We start from the raw sequence: 17,862 nt of genomic DNA, 5'->3' as shown, positions 1-17,862 counted from the left end.
GAGATAGAAGTCATGAACTCAACTATCATCGTTACAAGTGCCGATAGCAAGTTTTTTGAATTGGTTCAGGGAACTATTCTCTCTATTCGAGAAAAGCCACAGGGCAACTCTGTAGATATTGGATTTTTTGATGTAGGGTGTACGCCAGAGCAGTTGCGATGGATAGGTCAGTACGTTGACTATATCGTAGAGCCAGATTGGAATTACAACGTTCCTGATGTCGATAAACAACCTAGGTACCTCAAAGCGCTGGTCTCTAGACCTTTTTTGCCTGAATATTTCCCAGGTTATGAAGTTTACATTTGGATTGATGCAGATGCTTGGGTGCAAGACTGGTCTGCGATTGATCTTCTTGTCTTAGGAGCAAAAAGAAAGAGCTTCTCAATAGTTCCAGAGTTAGTAGCTAAACATAAGAATAGACCCTGGATGCAAACTTGGATATCTTGGCACTACCACCTTTACTTCTACCACACGGAATTTGATCGTTTAGATATAGAGCCTCTGCTAAATGCTGGTGTGTTTTCTGGTGCCAGACAGTCTATTCATTGGTCAATATGGGGCAAAAGATTAGGTCAAGCTATTTCTAGGTGCCTTGATTTGTGGACAGACCAGTTTGCTCTAAACGTGGCTATTTATAGAGATATAGGTCTGGATAGAGTTGAACTTTTGCCATTAAATTGCAACTGGCTAGCCCATTATGAGATGCCCCAATGGGATTTGCAAAGGAAGATTTGGGTGGATCCTTTTCCACCTCACAATCCAGTAGGAATCATACATCTTACAGCCGACGTTAAGGTGAGACCAACTCATATTGCGCTTACAACTGAAGGTTTTAAGATTGAAGCTAGCTTGCGGTATGCAGGCATCATCTCCACTCCGGTCAAGAGATACGACTACGTATCGCCTAACCAGATTAGAATACATCTTGACCATAGCTTTCCTTCAATGATTGCGGCCGAGCCAAGCTCTCACCCCTGGCCTTATCTACGGAAAGAAGTTCCTCACCTTTGGCATACGGATCTACGTCAACCTACCATCGGCTTTGTTAGTCGGGACGAGGCACACATTCTGTACAATACTGCGCTAAAGTTTCGAGGAAAATCTGCTCTGGAGATCGGCTGTTGGTTGGGCTGGTCAACTGCTCACCTGTCAGCAGGAGGTGTTATTCTCGATGTTGTCGATCCAATTTTGGAAAATCCACTGGCTTATGAGAGCGTGAACCAGTCTCTCTGCTCGGCTGGAGTTCGCTCTAATGTCAATCTCTACCCTGGCTACAGTCCGGAAAAGGTAGAGGAAATTGCCCAGCAAGAGGATCGTCGCTGGTCTTTAATTTACATTGATGGGAATCATGACTCGCCGGCTCCCTTGCAGGATGCTCAAGTGGCAGAGCAATACGCTGCTGAGGATGCCTTGATTCTATTTCACGATCTGGCCTCGCCGGATGTGGCTGAAGGTTTGAATTACTTGAGAGACAGGGGCTGGAACACGATGATTTACCAGACCATGCAAATTATGGGAGTGGCCTGGCGAGGCAATGTCAGGCCCGTTGAGCATATTCCAGACCCTGCTGTGAATTGGACATTGCCAGAGCACCTCAAGGACTATCCGGTCTGTAACCTTGAGTTGTCTAGGGTGCTAGAGAAAGTTAAATCTTTTACCTTGCTGGGCTTTGAGCGTCTTTGGAGCCTTTATTCACTGGCTAAGCAGGTTTGTGAAGAAGACATTCCTGGGAACTTTGTAGAATGTGGTGTTTGCAGGGGTGGAAGCTCAGCTTTGCTGGCCTGGGTGATTAAGAACTATAGCCGTCGACCTCGCAAGCTATATGCTTTCGATACCTTCTCAGGTATGCCTGATCCAACAGAGGTGGATCGAGATTATCGAGGAGTTGGTGCCAACGATACGGGTTTTGGATCCGGTGCCTTAGCAGCACCCATTTCGGAGAACTTAGAGGTGATTGCCAGGGAACTAGGGGTCTGGGATCTAATTGTTCCTGTGCCGGGGCTGTTTGCCGACACCTTGCCTATCTATCGAGATCAAGTGGGCGAGGTTGCTCTGCTGCATGCAGATGCTGACTGGTATCAATCAACGATGGATATTTTTCATCATTTCTATGATCAGGTTCATTCCCAAGGATTCATCCAAATCGATGATTACGGACACTGGCAAGGATGTTGGAAAGCTGTTCATGACTTCGAGCAGGAAATCGGAGCCTTTTTCAGGTTGCATAGCGTCGATTACACAGGGGTTTGGCTGAGTCCTTCAGAAAACCTGGTAGTGATTAGAGTTAGAGATAGCATAACAGAAACCTCCAAACCACAAGGGATCCGCCTGAGCAAGATCAACGTGGGCCTTTTCCCCTACTGGGAAATGGAGACAGAGCAGCTTATCCAAGAACTGGAGGGCTTGCTGGAGCCAATTCTGCGCAGTCCTCAGCCAGAAGACTATGCTCTGATCTTCCTAGGGGATCCGGATCCGCAACTGGCCAATCAAACTCTGGAGATAGCTGCAGGCAACATAGCTCTCAGGCTCATGGAAGAGGGGTTAGAGCTCAGTAGAGAGCCGTTCTGTTCAGTGGTAGCTGGCTTGAACCCCTATCAATGGGAGAGACTTATTCCCCAACTCAACTATCGCTATCTCTTGAAGCGGGAGCGCTTTCCCAAGGGATTACGGCCTGCTATTCAAAAGCTACCTGTGTTGCTGTTGGCCTCCTAGGGATCCATCTGTTGTCTTGAGTTACTTGGCTGTCTACAGGGCGTCTGGATCTACCCCTAGCTCTTGTAGCTTCCGGGCCAGGCGCCCTGCCCGTTGTTCGGCCTGCTCAGCCCTTTGCCGCTCCAGTTCGGCCTCGGTGGGTACCAGTTCCCCAGCAGCAGTGGCCCAGCGAATCCAGGTGGCCTCGATGTCCCGAAACCTGCCCTCCCACTTCACTAGGCACAATCCCAAAACCTCGCTCGGCAAGCAACCCTCTGCATCCTCTTGAATTGGCTCATAGCGGCCGCCCCTTAGCCGAAACCCCGCCCAGTCTTCTGGATCAAACGGGTCAAACCAAAAGTACTCCGGCACCCGGATAATCTGCTCATAAAGTTGCTTTTTGCTTGTTTTATCCTCCTGGGCAGTGCTGGGAGAAAGAAGCTCAATCACCACGTCCGGCCCTTTGCCCTGCTCCCAAATCACCCAGCTTTTGCGCTCGCCTTTAGGCACGCCCAACACCACAAAATAATCCGGCCCTTTGAAATTGCGGCCGCTGGTCTGCTCCAAGCTGTAGTAGAGAAACATATTGCCACCGACAAAGCCATCAGGGCGCTGCTGCAACCAGGTTTGGGTAGTGGAGATGAGCAAGTCCATCTGGCACCTGTGCCGCCAGCTTTCCATAGGTTCGCTGTCGTCGTAGGGGAGCTCGTCTTGGGTGGGGGGCAACTCGGGTAGATAAACCGGATCCAGCACCTCCGTAATTGGGTTCGGGTTAGTCATTGCCAGTTCTCCTCTCTTTACCCTTACAAGGTATCGGGATCCACCCCCAGCTCCCGCAGCTTCTGGGCCAGGCGCTCTGCTCGCTGTCGCTCTTGCTCAGCACGTTGGCGCTCGATTCTCTCAGCTTCTTCAGGAGTAGGCACCAGCTCCCCATTGGGGAAAAAGTAGCGCAGTTGTTGGTTATGGATCCCCAGATACAGCTCCAGCATCTCGCTCCAGCGCCAGCCCTGCTCCGTTGGCTCAATCTCCTCGTACTTCTCCCCCCTCAGTCGCAAACCCATAAACTCCTGCGTCTCCGGAGAATAGTAAAAGTACTCCGGTGTCCTGAAAATCCTTTCGTAAAGCTCCCGCTTCTCACCCCGATCCACTTTGGCAGTCGATTCCGAAAGCAGCTCAATGATCAAGTCCGGGTATTTGCCACCTTCTTCCCACACCACCCAAGAAGGGCGGGGGCGGTTTTCTACCCCTTTGACCAAAAACAGATCTGGCCCGCGGAAGTCTTTATTTTTGAGTTGCTCTCGGCTGTAGTAGACGGTGAGGTTCCAGGCGAGGAAGTAGTCGTTGCGGTCTTGCCAGAGGCGGGCGAGGCAGCTGACCAGAATCAAAAGCTGCAGGGCATGCAGGGAGTGTTCCATTTCGGGTTCATCGCTGAGCAGCCCCTGGGCCGAGGGCATGAGCTCCGCCAGTTGCTGGCGGGTGAGGGGAGTAATCTTTTCCTCGGCTTTCTCTTGGAGTTTTTCTTGGGCCAGCATTTTTGCACTCGGGGCAAGTGAATTAGCTGTAGGCTAACCCATCGATAGAACCGCCGGCAGGTGCTCTGCTTCAGGCTGACAGGGTGATAACAGGAGCGTTCTACTAACTGAAAGGCATAATAAGAGATGTAAACTTCTCCTTTTGTCCGCATGTCTTTCTGGAAACTTTTGGTGGTGATAGCGGTGCTGCTTTTCGGCTTGGCAAGCGGGATCCCCACCGCACAAGCGGCCACCCTGGGTGGATCCCCCTACAATCGCGCAGAACAGGAAGTTGTGATTGCAGACAGCCCAGACCAGGTGTTAAAAGCGGCTGAGCAAGCCTTTCAAGTTTGGAAGCGGGGGGAACTGGTCTCTGTGGATGCTGAGGCGATGGAAGTGAAGGGGATCTCCCGCACCAACTTTTTTAAGTTCGTGGACGATCTAACGGTTTCGCTGTCGCCAATAGAAGGGGATCCTGGCCATACTCGTCTACACATTACTTCCGAAGGCCGTGTTGGGGAATATGATTTCGGCGGCAACCGGCGCAACATCAACGAGTACCTGAACACTTTGCGGTCGTTGCTGGAGCAGAGCTAGGGCCGACAGGACAAGGCGGGAGACTTATGTGGATCCGCATCTTTTGCCGTCTCTCATGATTCCCTGCTCTGTTCCAGCTTGGCCACACGAGCTTCCAGCTTGCGCAAGGTGCGTTGCAGCTCAGGCAAGTGCCGCTGGACAGCCATGCTCTTGCGCCACTCGGCAATGGGTTGATGGGGGTAGCCTGCTACCGTTTGACCGGCGGGAACATCGCTGGTTACACCTGTCTGGGCGGCTACACGCACGCCATCGCCAATGTGCAGGTGCCCGGCCAAGCCACATTGCCCGGCCAAGATGACGTGGTGGCCCAACTGGGTGCTGCCGGCAATGCCCACCTGAGCCACGATCAGGCAGTGGGATCCGGTGCGCACGCCGTGGCCAATTTGCACCAGATTGTCGATCTTGGTGCCGCGGCCAATGCGGGTTTCCCCAACAGCAGCCCGATCGATGGTGGTGTTGCTGCCTACCTCCACGTTGTCTTCCAGCACCACTCGGCCCGCCTGCAGCATGCGCCGCCAGGAGCCATCTGCCAGAGGAATGTGGCCAAAGCCGTCGTCGCCGATAACAGCGCCGCTGTGGATCAGACAGTCGTCGCCAATTTCTGTGCGCTCGTGGATGACGCAATTGGCCAAGAGCTGGCAACGGGATCCAATCCGCACGTGGGGATAGATGGTGACATTGGGGTGAATTTGGGTGTGGTCGCCAATTTTCACTCCCTCCATCACCACTGCGTGCGGCCCGATGGCCACCCCCTCCCCCAGCTCGACGCTGGGATCGATCACAGCGGTGGGGTGGATGCCAACGGGCAGGCGGTAGGGTTGGTAGAACAGCTCAATGGCCTGGGCAAAGAGCAGACGGGGATCCCTGCCCCGCAAGCAGGCAATGGAACAGGGCAAAGCCAGCCCTTCCTCCACGATGACGGCGCTGGCCTGGGTTTGCTCCAAGAGAGGTAGGTAGCGGGCCTCGCTGAGAAAGCTCAGCTCCCCTGGGCGAGCCTCCGCCAGGCTGGCCACGCTGTGAATTTCCAGGGTGGGATCCCCCTCGTAGGCACATCCCAACTTTTGGGCAATCTCCTGTAGCTGCATTGGAGTTGACATCCTCTACGATTGCAGCAGCCGCACGTCCATCACGGTGCCGCGCAAGTTGTAGTCAAAGGTCTCTAGCTCTAGGGGAACGCCAATTTTGACGCGATTGTTGCCCAGGACGATGCCATTCTCGGTGCGCTGGCCCCGCCCCCGCAACGTAAATACCAGGTCGAGGCGATAGGCTTCGGGATCGGGCAAGTTCTGCACCCGTCCATCGGGAAACACCACCGGCACGGTACGGCTGACATTCTCCACCCGTACCACTTCCACCTGGCCGTAGGGCTGATTGCGGATGATCAAGTCGGCCTTGTGCCCCGCCCGGAAGGGTTCTACGGAGCGGCTGCTGATCCCGCGCACGATCATATCCACTTCCACCGGTAGCGTGGGGCCACCTCCCACCTGGACTACACTGCCCGCCTGCCGACCCGGAAAGAACAAGACGGCAACAATGGCCACCACCACAATTGCTAGGGCTCCCAGATCCAAGAGGCTGACTTTTCCCAAAAGCCGCCCCTGTTCGTCAATGACCCGCATATCACCTCTCCTCGCACACCCTGTTTTGATTCTAGGCAGGTTTGCTCCCCAAGTGGCTTTCCCGCTCTAGGGGATCCAAGCCAGCGTGCTGCTGCCCAGCGGTAGGCGGCGTTCCCGCCAGCGGTGCGAACCACTTTGTCCATCAGGAATGGGCAGCCCGTCCTGCAAATCCACCAACCACACTTGCGAGGCCATGATGGCTTGCCCGCTACGGCTAAGGGGAGCCGAGGGATCCGGGATCCCTGGGAACGGTTCCAAGAGCGTGTAGGCCAGCATGCGTCCATCCGGGGAAATGCTGAAGTCCAGATCGACGGGATAGGTGGCTCGAACCACCTCTATGGCGTTGCCTGCTTCAGTGCCGAGCGTTATCGCCAGCAGGCGGGGCGACTCGGTGTAGCTGGGGGAGTCCATCGCGACCTCGCCAACAGAATCATGCTCCGCACCGCTAACGTGAGAGACCTCACTGACCAAGGCGTAGAAGATGGGCGCCCGAGGGGAAAAAGCCCCTTTCAGGATGGATCCCTGGGTTCTCAAAATCTCCTCGCTGTTGCCGGTATTGCTGACGATGGAGAGGCTGCGGGTGTAGTCGGGATTGAAGCGCAGCAAAGCCCCGAAAGCCCCATCGGGGCGGATGGCTAAGGTTTGGCCGAACTGGGCTAGAAAGCTCTCCGCTGCCGCCCGTGGATGCAAGGGTACGATCCCCACCCCCTGTCCCTGCGAGATGAGCAGGCTGCTCTCATCGGGGCTAATGAAAAAATCTCCCCCCACCGCCGTATCCAGCTCTAGACGTTCAAAGGGATCCCGGCTCGTTTTCTGGATCCACAGCTCCGTCTGGACGGCAGCCATGGGATCCCGTTGCAGCGGGATCCGCTCTGCCACCACCAGTTCCCCCGTCGGCGAGACTTGGAAGCGCAGGTTTTGGTAACCCTGATGATCCAGCAGCAACCGCGAAGACAGATCCTCCAGATCCAGCCGGTACAGATCCTGGTGCTGTAGGTTGGTGGCCGTGGCGAAATAGTACACGAAGCGGCCATCAGCACTGGGCTGCATTTGGGTTACCTTGACCCCAGCTGGAGTCAGCAGAGTAGCGGCTCCCGTCTCCAGGTTGAACAGAAACATTCGCCCTCGCTGGGCAGGTTCGGTGCTGATCCCCAGCAACTGCCGATCCGGCGTGCGGAATTCCCCCTCAAAGGGCTGGGCCATGGGCTGGCCCCGTTCATCCACGGCTGCCTGCAGGCGCACCCGGTAGGTCTGGCCGTAAGGGGCTGGTTCTGTCAGCGTCCAAAAAAAGCGGCGACCCAGCTTGCGCATTCGGCCTGGCAGAGGGGGCTGGATCTCCAAATGCTCTTCAACACTGACGGGATCCATCGGGCGGTTGAAGGTGAGCACCATCTGCACTTCTTGCGCCCCCACCCGTTGCTGTTGCCAGTTAAAGTCCCGCACGTAAGGAGCTGTGTGGTTGCCCAACACCACCAGGATCACCCCGATGGCCAGGTTGCAGAGGGTGATCCCGGCCACCCAGCGATCCAGAGGCTGTGGGAACCACCGCGTCAGGGTTGCGCGCCAGTAAGATCCCGACCGGGCAGACATCTGACTCATAGGTTACAAACAACAGACAGGTATGGGCAGCCAGAACTTGGGGAGCATGACTCTAGTCAATAATAAGCTCAACTATACTGAAAATAATGTATAATGTGTTCAGTACGGATTACTACCAGTTGATCTTTCTGTTTACTTTCGAGTCTGCCAACATGGTAGCCAAAGCAAAGCAGAAAATTGGTAGTAGGACGACACGGAAACTGCGCTTTGGGTATTCTACTCAAAGCTTTGCGGGATACCGCCATTCTGGTTGGAAACAAACAGAATGCTATCGCTGCATAGTTGAACAGTGATGTTCAGCAGTGTTCAGCGTAAATGTATCAGCTGCCTATTGCAGCATCAAAAAAAGAAAGTCTTCTAGGTTGGTTAGGAAGGTCAGCACCTCAGCGGTTGTTCGTTCTTCATCTGGGGATCCCAACTGGACGGCCTGTTGAATCAGCTCTCGAACCGGCGTTGGTCCTTGAAGCAGTGGCGCCAACCAGCTCACTTTCTCGGCAGGGATGCTGATCCGCCCGTGGGTGGCCCCTGTCCACTGCATTTCGTAGGGCCGCTTCCCTTGCAGGGCTTTGCTGTACTCCTGGCGAAAGCGGGGGTTGTCCATCAACAGGGGATTGAATTGTACGGATCCCGACAGCCAATCTTCGTCACTCCAAGGCAGCACCGGCGAAGAGCCGGCATGCTCCGCCCAAAAGTCGATGAGGCGATGGACAGGGCGAAGGAGTTCATACAGATGCAGCCGCTCCATGATGCTGAGGGTTGCCAACCGCTGCCGCACAAACTCAGGCACCTCTTTAAACAAAGACTCCACCGACCAGTCGGGCCTATCCACCAAGCTCAAAAAGCTCAACCCCGCCTGCTGCAACATGCGAAACAGGTCGGGGATCGTGAACCCCTTGTCGTTGGAGAGTAGGTAATTATTCATAATGGCCGCATCTTCGGCATAGTTGGCCGGGTTCCAGAGCACCGCCTGGGCCACTTCTTCCCGAAGGGATCCCATGAACTCCCGCACATTCTTGGCCCCTACTGCTGGCGGAACGTCAAATTGCCCCACCTTTTGCAACCCCTCTTGCAGGCGGAAAAACACCTGCCGTTGATAGCGGCTGTGGAGATTGGCCCGGATGATGCCATCGGGCTTGAGGACATTTTTCATGGCCCGCAGGCCCTCGGTGGGATCCTCCAGCAAATACAAAACATCATTGAGGCTAATGAAATCGAATTGGATCCCCAGGCGATCCAGCTCCAGCAGATTGAGGACATAAAACTCGGCATCTGCGAAGCCGTGGTGGCGCAGGCGTTCCTGGGTGAGCTTCACCGAAGCAGGAGACAGATCACAGGCAACGATCTGGGCCCCTGGATTGGCCTCAGCCATCATCAACGTTTCCCAACCGGAGCCACAGCCGGCATTCAACAAAACCTTGCCCTCTGGCGGGACGATAGCATGGGTGCGCAGGTACTGAGCCGTGGTATAGCTCATCTTGAACATCTCCGGCAGGGCGTTGCGGGCCGTCTGCGAGAGGGGCACATTAGGGTAGGGCAGAGCCTCGTAAAGGCTTAAAGCCCGTTCTGAAGCCGAGAGGGCAGAGCTGGCCATAGGCAGGGGAGAGGCTCAACGGTTCAACTTATGATTGAGTGTAGCCCCTGGTCGCGACAGCCTCAGGGATCCGCAAAAAACTTGCCATGGCTACTGCTTCCTTGCCCCGTCGTCGCTCTCGCTTCTCCCTGGCAGGCACTCTGGCCGCCGTTGGGGGGGCGTTTCTGTGTGGGATCCTGGTGGTGCGGCTGCAATTGCCGATGCTGGAGCGGATCAATCTGGGAGAATGGGAAAATGCCGAGGCCCGCAAAAACCGCAACATTGCCCTGGCCAATACGCTGGGGTGGCTGGGCTACCGTAACTTGGGGGCTTCCTGGCTGTGGCTGGAGCTGATCCAGTACTACGGGGATGCACAGGCTCGCACCCTGACTGGCTATGGCCTGGCCTACGACTACTTCGATCACATGCTGCGGCTGGATCCCCATTTCCTCTTGGGCTACCGGCTCTCTAGTTTGGTGTTGGCCTATCGGGCCGGCCAGCCGGAAAAAGCCGTCGAGATTTTGGATCGCGGCCTGCAGCAGTTCAACCCCCAAAACAACCCTGACGCCTGGCGACTTTATGTGGATCGCGCCCTACTTAACTTTATGTTTCTGGGGGATGCGGAAGCGGGCCGCAATGACTACTACCAAGCCGCTGCCTGGCGAGAGCAGGTGGGCCTGCCTGGAGATGAATTTCGCCAGTTGGGGGATAACATCGCCCGCAGTCCTCTCAGCCGCCGTTCCCAATTCGATGTTTGGCTGAGCGTGTTTAACTCCACCACCGACCGGGATACCCGCCTGTTTGTCTTGGAACAACTGGTCCAGTTGGGTACGGTGCTGCAAACGCTGCCTACGGGGGAGATCGAGATCCTGCCCCCTCCTCTGCCCGACTTCCCCGACGAAGAACCCTATCGCTTGCGCCTGTGATTTGATCAGGGGGACAAAGATTGCGCCTTAGGGCTGTGACGTTGCCCCAAAAGGTGAGCTAAACTCTAACCCAAATTAAGCCGACCCCACGAGCCGACTCTTCGAGAGCCGCAGCTTTTCGTGGGAGAGGTTCCCTTTTCCGACGTAGGGAGCAGCTGGCTCTGTTGCCTTTGCCAGGGAAGAGCAGCAGCCAGCCTCACGGCAATCCCCAAGGACGCTCTGGGATTCCGGTTTGTTCCCCCAAACTTCTCTATCTTATTATTTCTTAACTTTTGTTCTTGTTCTGCACAATAGGAGTGACCCCCATGACCTCAAGAACTTCCCTTCTGATGACTGTGGCTGTCCTTTCGGGCAGTTGGCTTGTTCTTCCAGCGGCAGCACAATCTTCCGGGACGGCACGGGTGCGGTCGGTGGTAGATGGGGACACCTTTTGGGCGGACTTGAACGGCAGGCCAACCCGTTTCCGTCTGGCCTATGTGGATGCGCCGGAGCTGACCCAAGGGCGCTGGGGGCGGCTATCCCAAGAGGCTCTGCAAAACTTGCTCCCGACGGGATCCCTGGTGCAGGTGGATACCCTCTATGTCACACCGGAAGGGCTTCACATTGCCCAGGTGTACAACGCCGATGGTTTGGTGAATTTGGAGATGTTGCGCCAGGGTCAGGCGGTGGTTTACGAGCGCTTTTTGCACGGGGCCAATCGGCAACGCTACCTAGAAGCCCAAGAGGCGGCCCAAGCGGCGCGGTTAGGCTTCTGGCAGCAACGCAATCCGGTGATGCCTTGGGAGTTTCGGGAGACGGCCACGCAAACCTCGGCCTTTGCGGGGGTCAATGTTTTGGATGGTTCTTTGATTCGTGAAAATCCGGCGGCGGCTGCGGGTGTGGGGATTGCTACCGCAGTGGTGGTGGTGGGTCTGAGCAAAGTGCTGTGGAGAAAGCCCAGCCGACAAAGGGTGAGCATCCGGCAGATGGAGCGGGATCTGAAACAATTGCAGCGCAGCCTCACCACAACCCTGGCCAGTCGCAAGCAACTGGAACGGCGGTACGACGAAATTTTGCAAAAGGCCGAAGATTGGTTTGTCAGGGCTGAGAAAGCCAGCCAACAGAACCAAGATGACCTTGCCCGCGAGGCTTTGGTCCGGCGCAACCAGCACATGAGCGCGGCAGAAGCGGTTCGCAAATCTTTGGATGAAGTTGAAGCGCAGGTGGCAACCCTTCGCGAAGGCATTTCCCGCCTGGAAAGCCAGATCTCGATGGCCAAACTGGAGCGGGAGATGAACAACTGACGCCAACGCGATCCAGCCCAACTCTTCCTTGGGAAAGGGGGTCCCCGGATCCCCACAGTCGGGCTAAGGCAAGGAGGGGGGCAGGTTTTGCAGGATGGTGCGGACGACTGCTGCTGAGTTGAGCGCTGCTGTTTGAAAAAAGCTCAAGAAATCCGTATCGTCCCCTGCATCGCTAACCGAGCGCACCAGCAAACAAGGGATCCCGGCTTCTTGCGCTACTCGCACCACGGCTGCCCCTTCCATCTCCACCACCAAAGCGCCGGTGCGTTCTCGGATTTGTCGGCGTAGGTCTGCGTCGGCCACAAACACATCGCCGGTGGCCACCAAGCCTTGATGGATGACGGGATCCCGGCCTTGTAGGGGGTGGAGAGGGATCCGCTCGGGATGGGCCACAATCAGGTCGTAGAGGGCGCTATCGGCCTCGGCCAGTGGGTGGCGCAGCTCTGGGATAAAGTCGATCCCCAAGACAAAGCCCTCGGGTCGTCCGGTGCCAAAGTCGTGCTCAATCGCCGCATGGGCCAGCACCACATCTCCCATGTGCAGGTGATCGGCCAAGGCCCCGGCCACACCGGTAAAAATGATCCCCTGCAAAGGGAAATGGGCCACCAACAGAGCCGCCGTGGTTGCCGCCCGCACCTTGCCCACCCCACCTTGTACCACCACCACCGGTTGCCCCGCCAGGGATCCCTGGTGGAACTGTCGCCCCAGATGGGTATGGATGGAGCAGGTTTCCATTGCTGCGGTGAGCATGGCCACTTCCTCGGGCAGGGCTCCAAGAATACCGATGGCTTTCTGGGGGAGATGAGATGGAGATTCCATAGAGCTTCCCTCAGGTTCTTCGAAAGACTTTTGAACAGGCTCTCTCTCCAGTTGGCGGGGGGGATCGCTTGCCCTCACCTGTCCGGCCACTTAGTGAACCATTGCCAACGGTTTCATTCTCGCCTGAGTTGAGGATCCCAAAGCGATGACCGGATAGGTCGGAGTCTTAGGCGGTATAGCGGTATAGTTGAGGTGGTTGGATAGGGAATAGGGGGAAGACCATGGTCTACAGTGAGCCGCTCATGAGCACCTTTAACCCTTCGCCAGAGGTTTTTCCAGAGCCCCTTCGCTGCGTTGAGGTTGTCTCGGCGGTGGTTTCCAGCCTCAAAGAGGATGCGGCCTACGAAAACCATGAGCAGGGACACACCTGGAAATTCACCTACGGCACGGCAGAAGTGTTCGTCCATCTGAGCGGCGAATCCCCAGAAGACACTCTTTTGGTATGGTCTCCCGTTCTCTCTCTGCCGGTGGCAGAACCGGCCAAGCTCATGCAGAAGCTCCTGGAGAAGAATTGGAGCGATACCCTAGAGGCGCGTTTTTGCATTTGGAACAACCAGGTGGTGCTGAACCACTACCGCACCTTGGAAGGGATCACAGCGGGCGAAATTTCCCGGGCCATCACCATTGTGGCCAGCTTGGCCGATGAATATGATGAGCCCCTCCAGGCCGAGTTTCCCAAAGTTTAGGGTCTGGCTTTGCCGGGATGGGATCCCAGGGATACTGGCTCCCCTACCGCGTGGCCTCTGGGGCCTGGCAAATGGAGCAGGACTTCCGGCTTTTGCACAGGCTTCGTCGGGATCCTCAGCCCTGCCTGCGCTTTTATGGCTGGGATCGGCTCACCCTCTCGCTGGGACGGCACCAGGTTTGGCCAGATCCCCTGCCAGGGATCCCGATTGTGCGCCGACCCACGGGGGGAAGGGCGGTGCTCCATCAGGCGGCTGAGGATGCAGCAGAGCTGACCTACAGCTTGGTGTTGCCCCTTTCTTACTTGCAAGCCAGGTTGCCCAGTTTGAAGCGGGCCTGGGTGTACGACTTCTGTTGCCGCTTTTGGGTGCAGGGGTTGGCGGAGCTGGGCGTTGAAGTGGATCCGCCTGTTTCTGCTCCCAGCCGGACGGGTGGTCAGAACCGCCCAACCCCAAATCCAGGCTACCGCAATAAAATCAGTTGCTTTGCCTCCCGTACCCGTGCTGACTTGAGCTGGCAGGGCAAAAAGCTGATGGGCAACGCCCAACTGTGGCAACCTTGGGGGATCCTGCAACAGGGATCCCTCCTATTGCAACCCAATCTAGAGCTGTGGGAACGGTATCTGCCCGGCTCGCAGGTGATTGGTATCTACGACATTTGCCCCACGGCGCCAGGGATCCCTGCTTTGATCGAACATTTTCTCCAGGCCGCCCGGGAGTGCTTTGAAGTGGAATGGCAAGAAGAAGCCTGGCTCCCTTGGCCGGACTGAGGGCCGGTTGCTGTTAACAATTACTAGCAACAAGAAGCGGCTTGTCTCAACCGTTCCCCAACTCCCCTCTCTCCCTGGGAAAAGGACTGCCAGTCTAGCCGAGACAGCTGTGCTAGAACCTAGGCAGCGCTCAGCCAGGTAAGCCATGCCGAAAGTTTGGGCGGCAGTTTTGCTAGTTGTATCCCTGCTGCCGCAGCCCGCTTGGGCCATTACCCTTGAACAAGTGCCCAACCCCCGCCGTCAGTATGGAGGGTGGGTTTCCGATACCGCCAACATCCTCAGCAGCAGCACCGAAAACGAGCTCAACCGTCTTATCACTCAGCTTGAGCAGCGCACCAGTGCCGAGATGGCAGTGGTTACCGTGCCGAATACTCAGGGATATGCAACACCAAAAGACTTCACACGCAGCTATTTAACTACTGGGGGATCGGCAAGGCAGGCCAAAACAACGGGGTTTTGTTTCTCATCTCGGTAGGGGATCGGCGGGTGGAAATCGAAACGGGCAGGGGCCTGGTCGCTATCCTCCCCGACAGCCGAGTCCAGCAGATTATCGACCAGCAGATCCTGCCTCGGTTTCGCAATGGGGATTTTGATGGCGGCACTCTGGCGGGGGTGCGGCAGTTGACCTCGGTGTTGCAGGGCCAGCCCGTTGCCAATGTTCCTGCGGCAGCTTCTGGAGTTACCACCTCAACGATTGCAACTTCTTCTGGGGCAGTGGCCCAGGGCATTGATTCTTCCCTGGTGGAAGGGATCCTGCTGCTGCTGGGGATCATCATTTTGGGACTGGGGTGGCAGCGCTCTCGCATGCCCGTCTCTCTAAGGGCTGAGCGAGGGGGAAGACAAGTCCTCTCCCTGACACGCAGAGATCCAAGAACAGGTGCTGTGCTCTCTTCGGTTCAGAGCGACCCCATTCGTCTCTTCCTCTATTCGGGATCCCTCTGCCTTGGCGTGTTCCTAGGATTGTCCAGCGGCAACTGGCTGGGGTTCGCTCTGCCGGTTGTGGCTGCTTTGGCCACTGACGGCACCTTGGGCCGGAAGCGTGGGATCCCTTTTCAGCCAGTGGTCTGTCAAGCCTGTGGTCGACCCATGCGACTCATCCAGCCCCAGCTTCTGGATAAGTACCTTCCCCAAGAGCATCGCCTGGCCAGGAGCCGCGGCAGAGCTCGCTACTACGGCTGGTTTTGTCCTACCTGTCAAGGAATAGCTGTGGTTGTGCGCGAAGGCACGCTCTCCCGACACCTTTACTGCCCTCGGTGCCAAGCCCTCACCCTCGACCTCACCACACAGGTTCTCAGGGAAGCCACCTATTCCTCTAGCGGCTTGAAGCTGGAAATCCTGAGCTGTCCTATCTGCGGGTACCGCAGCGAGCGAGAGGTGGTCATCCCCGAGCTCAGCGACACAGACACAGATTCAGACTTCGGTGGAGATTCAGGTGGAGATTCAGACTTCGGTGGCGGTAGCAGCGGAGGTGGCGGAGCGGGCGGCAGTTGGTGAGACCCAACTCTAGAGATTTCTCTATCGATCTGAAAAAGGAGTCGGGCTTCTCTTAAATCCGCCAGGACAGTACAGTGGTAAGGGAGCAGCAATAGAAACTGGCTAAGGACGGATCTCTCATGACCCTCGGAGAAGGCGTACAACTGGTTACGTTTGTGGTGCTATCGGCGATGGCCATTGGCTTCGCGCTAGGCGTGGTTTGGGCCCCCAGCATTGTCTATTCCGGTTTTCTCTTGGGGGGCGTTTTCCTGAGCATGGCCGGGTTGTATCTCCTCTTGAATGCCGATTTTGTGGCCGCAGCCCAAGTTCTGATCTACGTCGGCGCGGTTAATGTGTTGATCCTGTTTGCCATCATGTTGGTGAATCGGCGCTACAACTTTGCTCCTCTGAAGCTGGGCTGGCTGCGCAACGGAGTGACGGCGGTGGTCTGTTTGGGTCTGTTTGCCCTTCTAGCCGCGATGGCTTTGAACACCCCTTGGCCGCTGCAGCCGATCCAACCTTTGAGCAGTGTGTTGGTGATCGGCGGCCACTTCTTCAGCGATTATCTTCTGCCTTTTGAGCTGGCTTCTGTTTTGCTGCTGATGGCGTTGATTGGGGCCATTGTCTTGGCGCGGCGGGAGTTTGTTCTTCCCCAAGCCGGAGAAGGGGATCTGAGCTTGCTGGAGCGGGCCCGACCCCAGCTGGAATCAGAGTCAGAACGACCGGCAGAGCTGGTGAGCACCCGCTAAAGCTGACTGCTCTCGGCCATAAAACCTAGAGCTTTCCCGAGGCCCCTGTCATTGTGTATCTACATGGAGCTCATCGCGATGTTGCAACTGCAGTTTTTCTTGGTGGTGGCAGCGATTCTTTTCTGCATTGGTATTTACGGATTGATTGTGAGCCGCAATGCGATTCGCGTGCTGATGTCGATTGAGCTGATGCTCAATGCGGTGAATCTGAACTTTATGGCTTTCTCCAACTTTGTCGATTCAGCTATGATTCGTGGCCAAGTGTTCTCGGTGTTTGTCATCACTGTGGCGGCTGCCGAGGCCGCAGTGGGCTTGGCCATCGTGTTGGGGATCTATCGCAATCGCGCCACTATTGATATGGAGAGCTTCAACTTGCTTAAGTGGTAGCCTTTTTCCGTTGCTTATTTTGCATCAAGGCAAGGCTAGCAAGCTGAAGTCAAGTGAAGCCAGAATGCCTAAGTAAAGGAAAAGGATAGAGGGGTCAAGTGGTAATTTTTTCTGGGAAAAATAGGAGGGTGGCGAGAGATTGTAACCAGTATAGTCATTTTAAACAGGGATGAAACATTTCCGTTGTATTGCTTTCTAGCTCCCCTCTCCTCTGGGAGCGGTCACGGAGGCGAGGCGGAACGCTTGGGGAGTGTCCCAGTCTAGTTTGGAATGACTATAATTTGTAATTTTTTACAGAAAGAGGCGTTTTTCAAAAGCTGAGCTGGCACTTGTTCTCTCGTTTTAACAAGTTGGCCAGAAACTTCTTAAGCTTTCTCTACTCTGTAGGCACGCTCTTCTGGATCCAGCTGATCCAGCTAGACCAGGGCATGGGGTAAGACTACTCCAAGATCCTATTCTCCCTCGGGGGGTGCTGCCGCCTCAGAATCCAAAATGGCCCCTGCTCCGTAAGAGTCAATATCGATGGCCTGGGATCCACCGGCAGCCAACAGAGCCATCAGGGATCCCAACTGCCACCACACCAAGCCTGCCGTGCTCAACACTAGGATCCCACCGACGCAGGCGGCCAAGGCCATAGACAGGCCAAACACGTTCAGACACGCGGCCACAAACCCAGAGGTAAACAGGCAGCAGAGGCTGTAGGTGAGGATCACCCCAGGAGTGCGGTAGCGAATTTGCGCTTGGCTATCCCGGTTGAGCTGCCAAAGGGCTACCTGGTATTCCAAATTGTCCTTGAAAATGATGCCAAAGATAACAGCAAAAAAGCTGAATAAGGCGATGGCAGAGTAAATGGGGGGATTGACGAAGGGATCAGAAAGGGATTCCATAGGGCTGACCTCGGTTTGGGATCCAAGTCCTTAGCTTAACACTTCTTAGCATCACAGAAGATGTCTAGCAGGTCAATGTCAACAACACAACCGATAACGCCAGACCCAGTTGGGGCATGATGAGAACTGGTCGGGTATCACCTCATCTGCAAAAGGGCTGTAATGTAAACTACCCGACCCTGACTACTTCGCAGTACAGGGCAGGCTTTCGGTAGCCCTGCAGTTGGCAAGCCAACCACGAACCTCTAGGCTGGTTTACAGCAGCCCCCAAAAGCGCAATCACATTCGCACCATTCAA

General features: G+C 55.8%; 16 protein-coding genes and 3 pseudogenes. 10 read left to right on the top strand and 9 right to left on the bottom strand.

What is annotated here, in order from left to right:
* Positions 1-12: 12 nt before the first annotated feature.
* Positions 13-2,712, top strand: coding sequence for a class I SAM-dependent methyltransferase (locus ACVWXF_RS05305; RefSeq protein ID WP_457473839.1), 2,700 nt, complete (start codon positions 13-15; stop codon positions 2,710-2,712).
* Positions 2,713-2,745: 33 nt separating this feature from the next.
* Here ACVWXF_RS05305 and ACVWXF_RS05300 read toward each other — a convergent pair whose 3' ends face one another.
* Positions 2,746-3,471 (bottom strand): Uma2 family endonuclease, encoded by a 726-nt coding sequence (locus tag ACVWXF_RS05300; protein WP_457473838.1) that lies wholly within the window; start codon positions 3,469-3,471, stop codon positions 2,746-2,748.
* Between the two features lie 23 nt (positions 3,472-3,494).
* On the bottom strand, positions 3,495-4,223 hold the full coding sequence (locus ACVWXF_RS05295; RefSeq protein ID WP_457384496.1) for a Uma2 family endonuclease: 729 nt from the start codon (positions 4,221-4,223) through the stop codon (positions 3,495-3,497).
* 150 nt (positions 4,224-4,373) lie between these two features.
* On the opposite strand from ACVWXF_RS05295, the gene ACVWXF_RS05290 reads away from it, so the two are divergent.
* Complete coding sequence (locus ACVWXF_RS05290) at positions 4,374-4,799, top strand: DUF1499 domain-containing protein (protein ID WP_457473837.1); 426 nt, start codon at positions 4,374-4,376, stop codon at positions 4,797-4,799.
* A 53-nt stretch (positions 4,800-4,852) separates the two neighbouring features.
* Here the strand turns inward: ACVWXF_RS05290 and lpxD are convergent, their stop codons facing one another.
* The 3 genes from lpxD to ACVWXF_RS05275 all read right to left on the bottom strand — a co-directional run bounded on the left by lpxD (position 4,853) and on the right by ACVWXF_RS05275 (position 8,008).
* Positions 4,853-5,884, bottom strand: coding sequence for a UDP-3-O-(3-hydroxymyristoyl)glucosamine N-acyltransferase (gene lpxD / locus ACVWXF_RS05285; RefSeq protein ID WP_457473869.1), 1,032 nt, complete (start codon positions 5,882-5,884; stop codon positions 4,853-4,855).
* Positions 5,885-5,899: 15 nt separating this feature from the next.
* Positions 5,900-6,418 (bottom strand): DUF4330 domain-containing protein, encoded by a 519-nt coding sequence (locus tag ACVWXF_RS05280; RefSeq protein ID WP_414373270.1) that lies wholly within the window; start codon positions 6,416-6,418, stop codon positions 5,900-5,902.
* Positions 6,419-6,484: 66 nt separating this feature from the next.
* Positions 6,485-8,008: a hypothetical protein gene (locus ACVWXF_RS05275; RefSeq protein WP_414417184.1), complete on the bottom strand. Its 1,524-nt coding sequence runs from the start codon at positions 8,006-8,008 to the stop codon at positions 6,485-6,487.
* Positions 8,009-8,115: 107 nt separating this feature from the next.
* Here ACVWXF_RS05275 and ACVWXF_RS05270 point away from each other — a divergent pair.
* Positions 8,116-8,299, top strand: a pseudogene (locus ACVWXF_RS05270) (hypothetical protein); the annotation flags it as partial.
* A gap of 46 nt (positions 8,300-8,345) precedes the next feature.
* On the opposite strand, the gene ACVWXF_RS05265 reads toward ACVWXF_RS05270, so the two are convergent.
* Positions 8,346-9,608, bottom strand: coding sequence for a class I SAM-dependent methyltransferase (locus tag ACVWXF_RS05265; protein WP_457473836.1), 1,263 nt, complete (start codon positions 9,606-9,608; stop codon positions 8,346-8,348).
* A gap of 86 nt (positions 9,609-9,694) precedes the next feature.
* Between ACVWXF_RS05265 and ACVWXF_RS05260 the strand changes: the two genes are divergently transcribed.
* Positions 9,695-10,513, top strand: coding sequence for a hypothetical protein (locus tag ACVWXF_RS05260; protein ID WP_457473835.1), 819 nt, complete (start codon positions 9,695-9,697; stop codon positions 10,511-10,513).
* Positions 10,514-10,842: 329 nt separating this feature from the next.
* Positions 10,843-11,796 (top strand): PspA/IM30 family protein, encoded by a 954-nt coding sequence (locus ACVWXF_RS05255; protein WP_414418492.1) that lies wholly within the window; start codon positions 10,843-10,845, stop codon positions 11,794-11,796.
* A 63-nt stretch (positions 11,797-11,859) separates the two neighbouring features.
* On the opposite strand, the gene ACVWXF_RS05250 is transcribed toward ACVWXF_RS05255, so the two are convergent.
* Positions 11,860-12,615 (bottom strand): 5'-methylthioadenosine/adenosylhomocysteine nucleosidase, encoded by a 756-nt coding sequence (locus ACVWXF_RS05250; RefSeq protein WP_414382819.1) that lies wholly within the window; start codon positions 12,613-12,615, stop codon positions 11,860-11,862.
* 221 nt (positions 12,616-12,836) lie between these two features.
* On the opposite strand from ACVWXF_RS05250, the gene ACVWXF_RS05245 reads away from it, so the two are divergent.
* The 5 genes and pseudogenes from ACVWXF_RS05245 to nuoK all read left to right on the top strand — a co-directional run bounded on the left by ACVWXF_RS05245 (position 12,837) and on the right by nuoK (position 16,677).
* Entirely contained in the window at positions 12,837-13,301 is a 465-nt protein-coding gene (locus ACVWXF_RS05245; protein ID WP_414328810.1) for a YbjN domain-containing protein, read from the top strand.
* Between the two features lie 17 nt (positions 13,302-13,318).
* On the top strand, positions 13,319-14,068 hold the full coding sequence (locus ACVWXF_RS05240) for a lipoyl protein ligase domain-containing protein (RefSeq protein WP_457473834.1): 750 nt from the start codon (positions 13,319-13,321) through the stop codon (positions 14,066-14,068).
* Positions 14,069-14,213: 145 nt separating this feature from the next.
* Positions 14,214-15,562 (top strand): annotated as a pseudogene (locus tag ACVWXF_RS05235) (TPM domain-containing protein).
* A gap of 119 nt (positions 15,563-15,681) precedes the next feature.
* Positions 15,682-16,290: an NADH-quinone oxidoreductase subunit J gene (locus ACVWXF_RS05230; RefSeq protein WP_011432903.1), complete on the top strand. Its 609-nt coding sequence runs from the start codon at positions 15,682-15,684 to the stop codon at positions 16,288-16,290.
* Between the two features lie 81 nt (positions 16,291-16,371).
* Complete coding sequence (nuoK, locus tag ACVWXF_RS05225; RefSeq protein WP_414328814.1) at positions 16,372-16,677, top strand: NADH-quinone oxidoreductase subunit NuoK; 306 nt, start codon at positions 16,372-16,374, stop codon at positions 16,675-16,677.
* 452 nt (positions 16,678-17,129) lie between these two features.
* Here nuoK and ACVWXF_RS05220 read toward each other — a convergent pair whose 3' ends face one another.
* Positions 17,130-17,564, bottom strand: a complete 435-nt coding sequence (locus ACVWXF_RS05220) for a hypothetical protein (protein ID WP_011432900.1) — start codon at positions 17,562-17,564, stop codon at positions 17,130-17,132.
* A gap of 169 nt (positions 17,565-17,733) precedes the next feature.
* A pseudogene (locus tag ACVWXF_RS05215) lies at positions 17,734-17,862 on the bottom strand (RNA-guided endonuclease TnpB family protein); the annotation flags it as partial.

The organism is Thermostichus sp. MS-CIW-40 (assembly GCF_054058315.1).
Note: the sequence above shows the minus strand (reverse complement) of the source record. Positions and strands in the feature narration are given on the sequence as shown.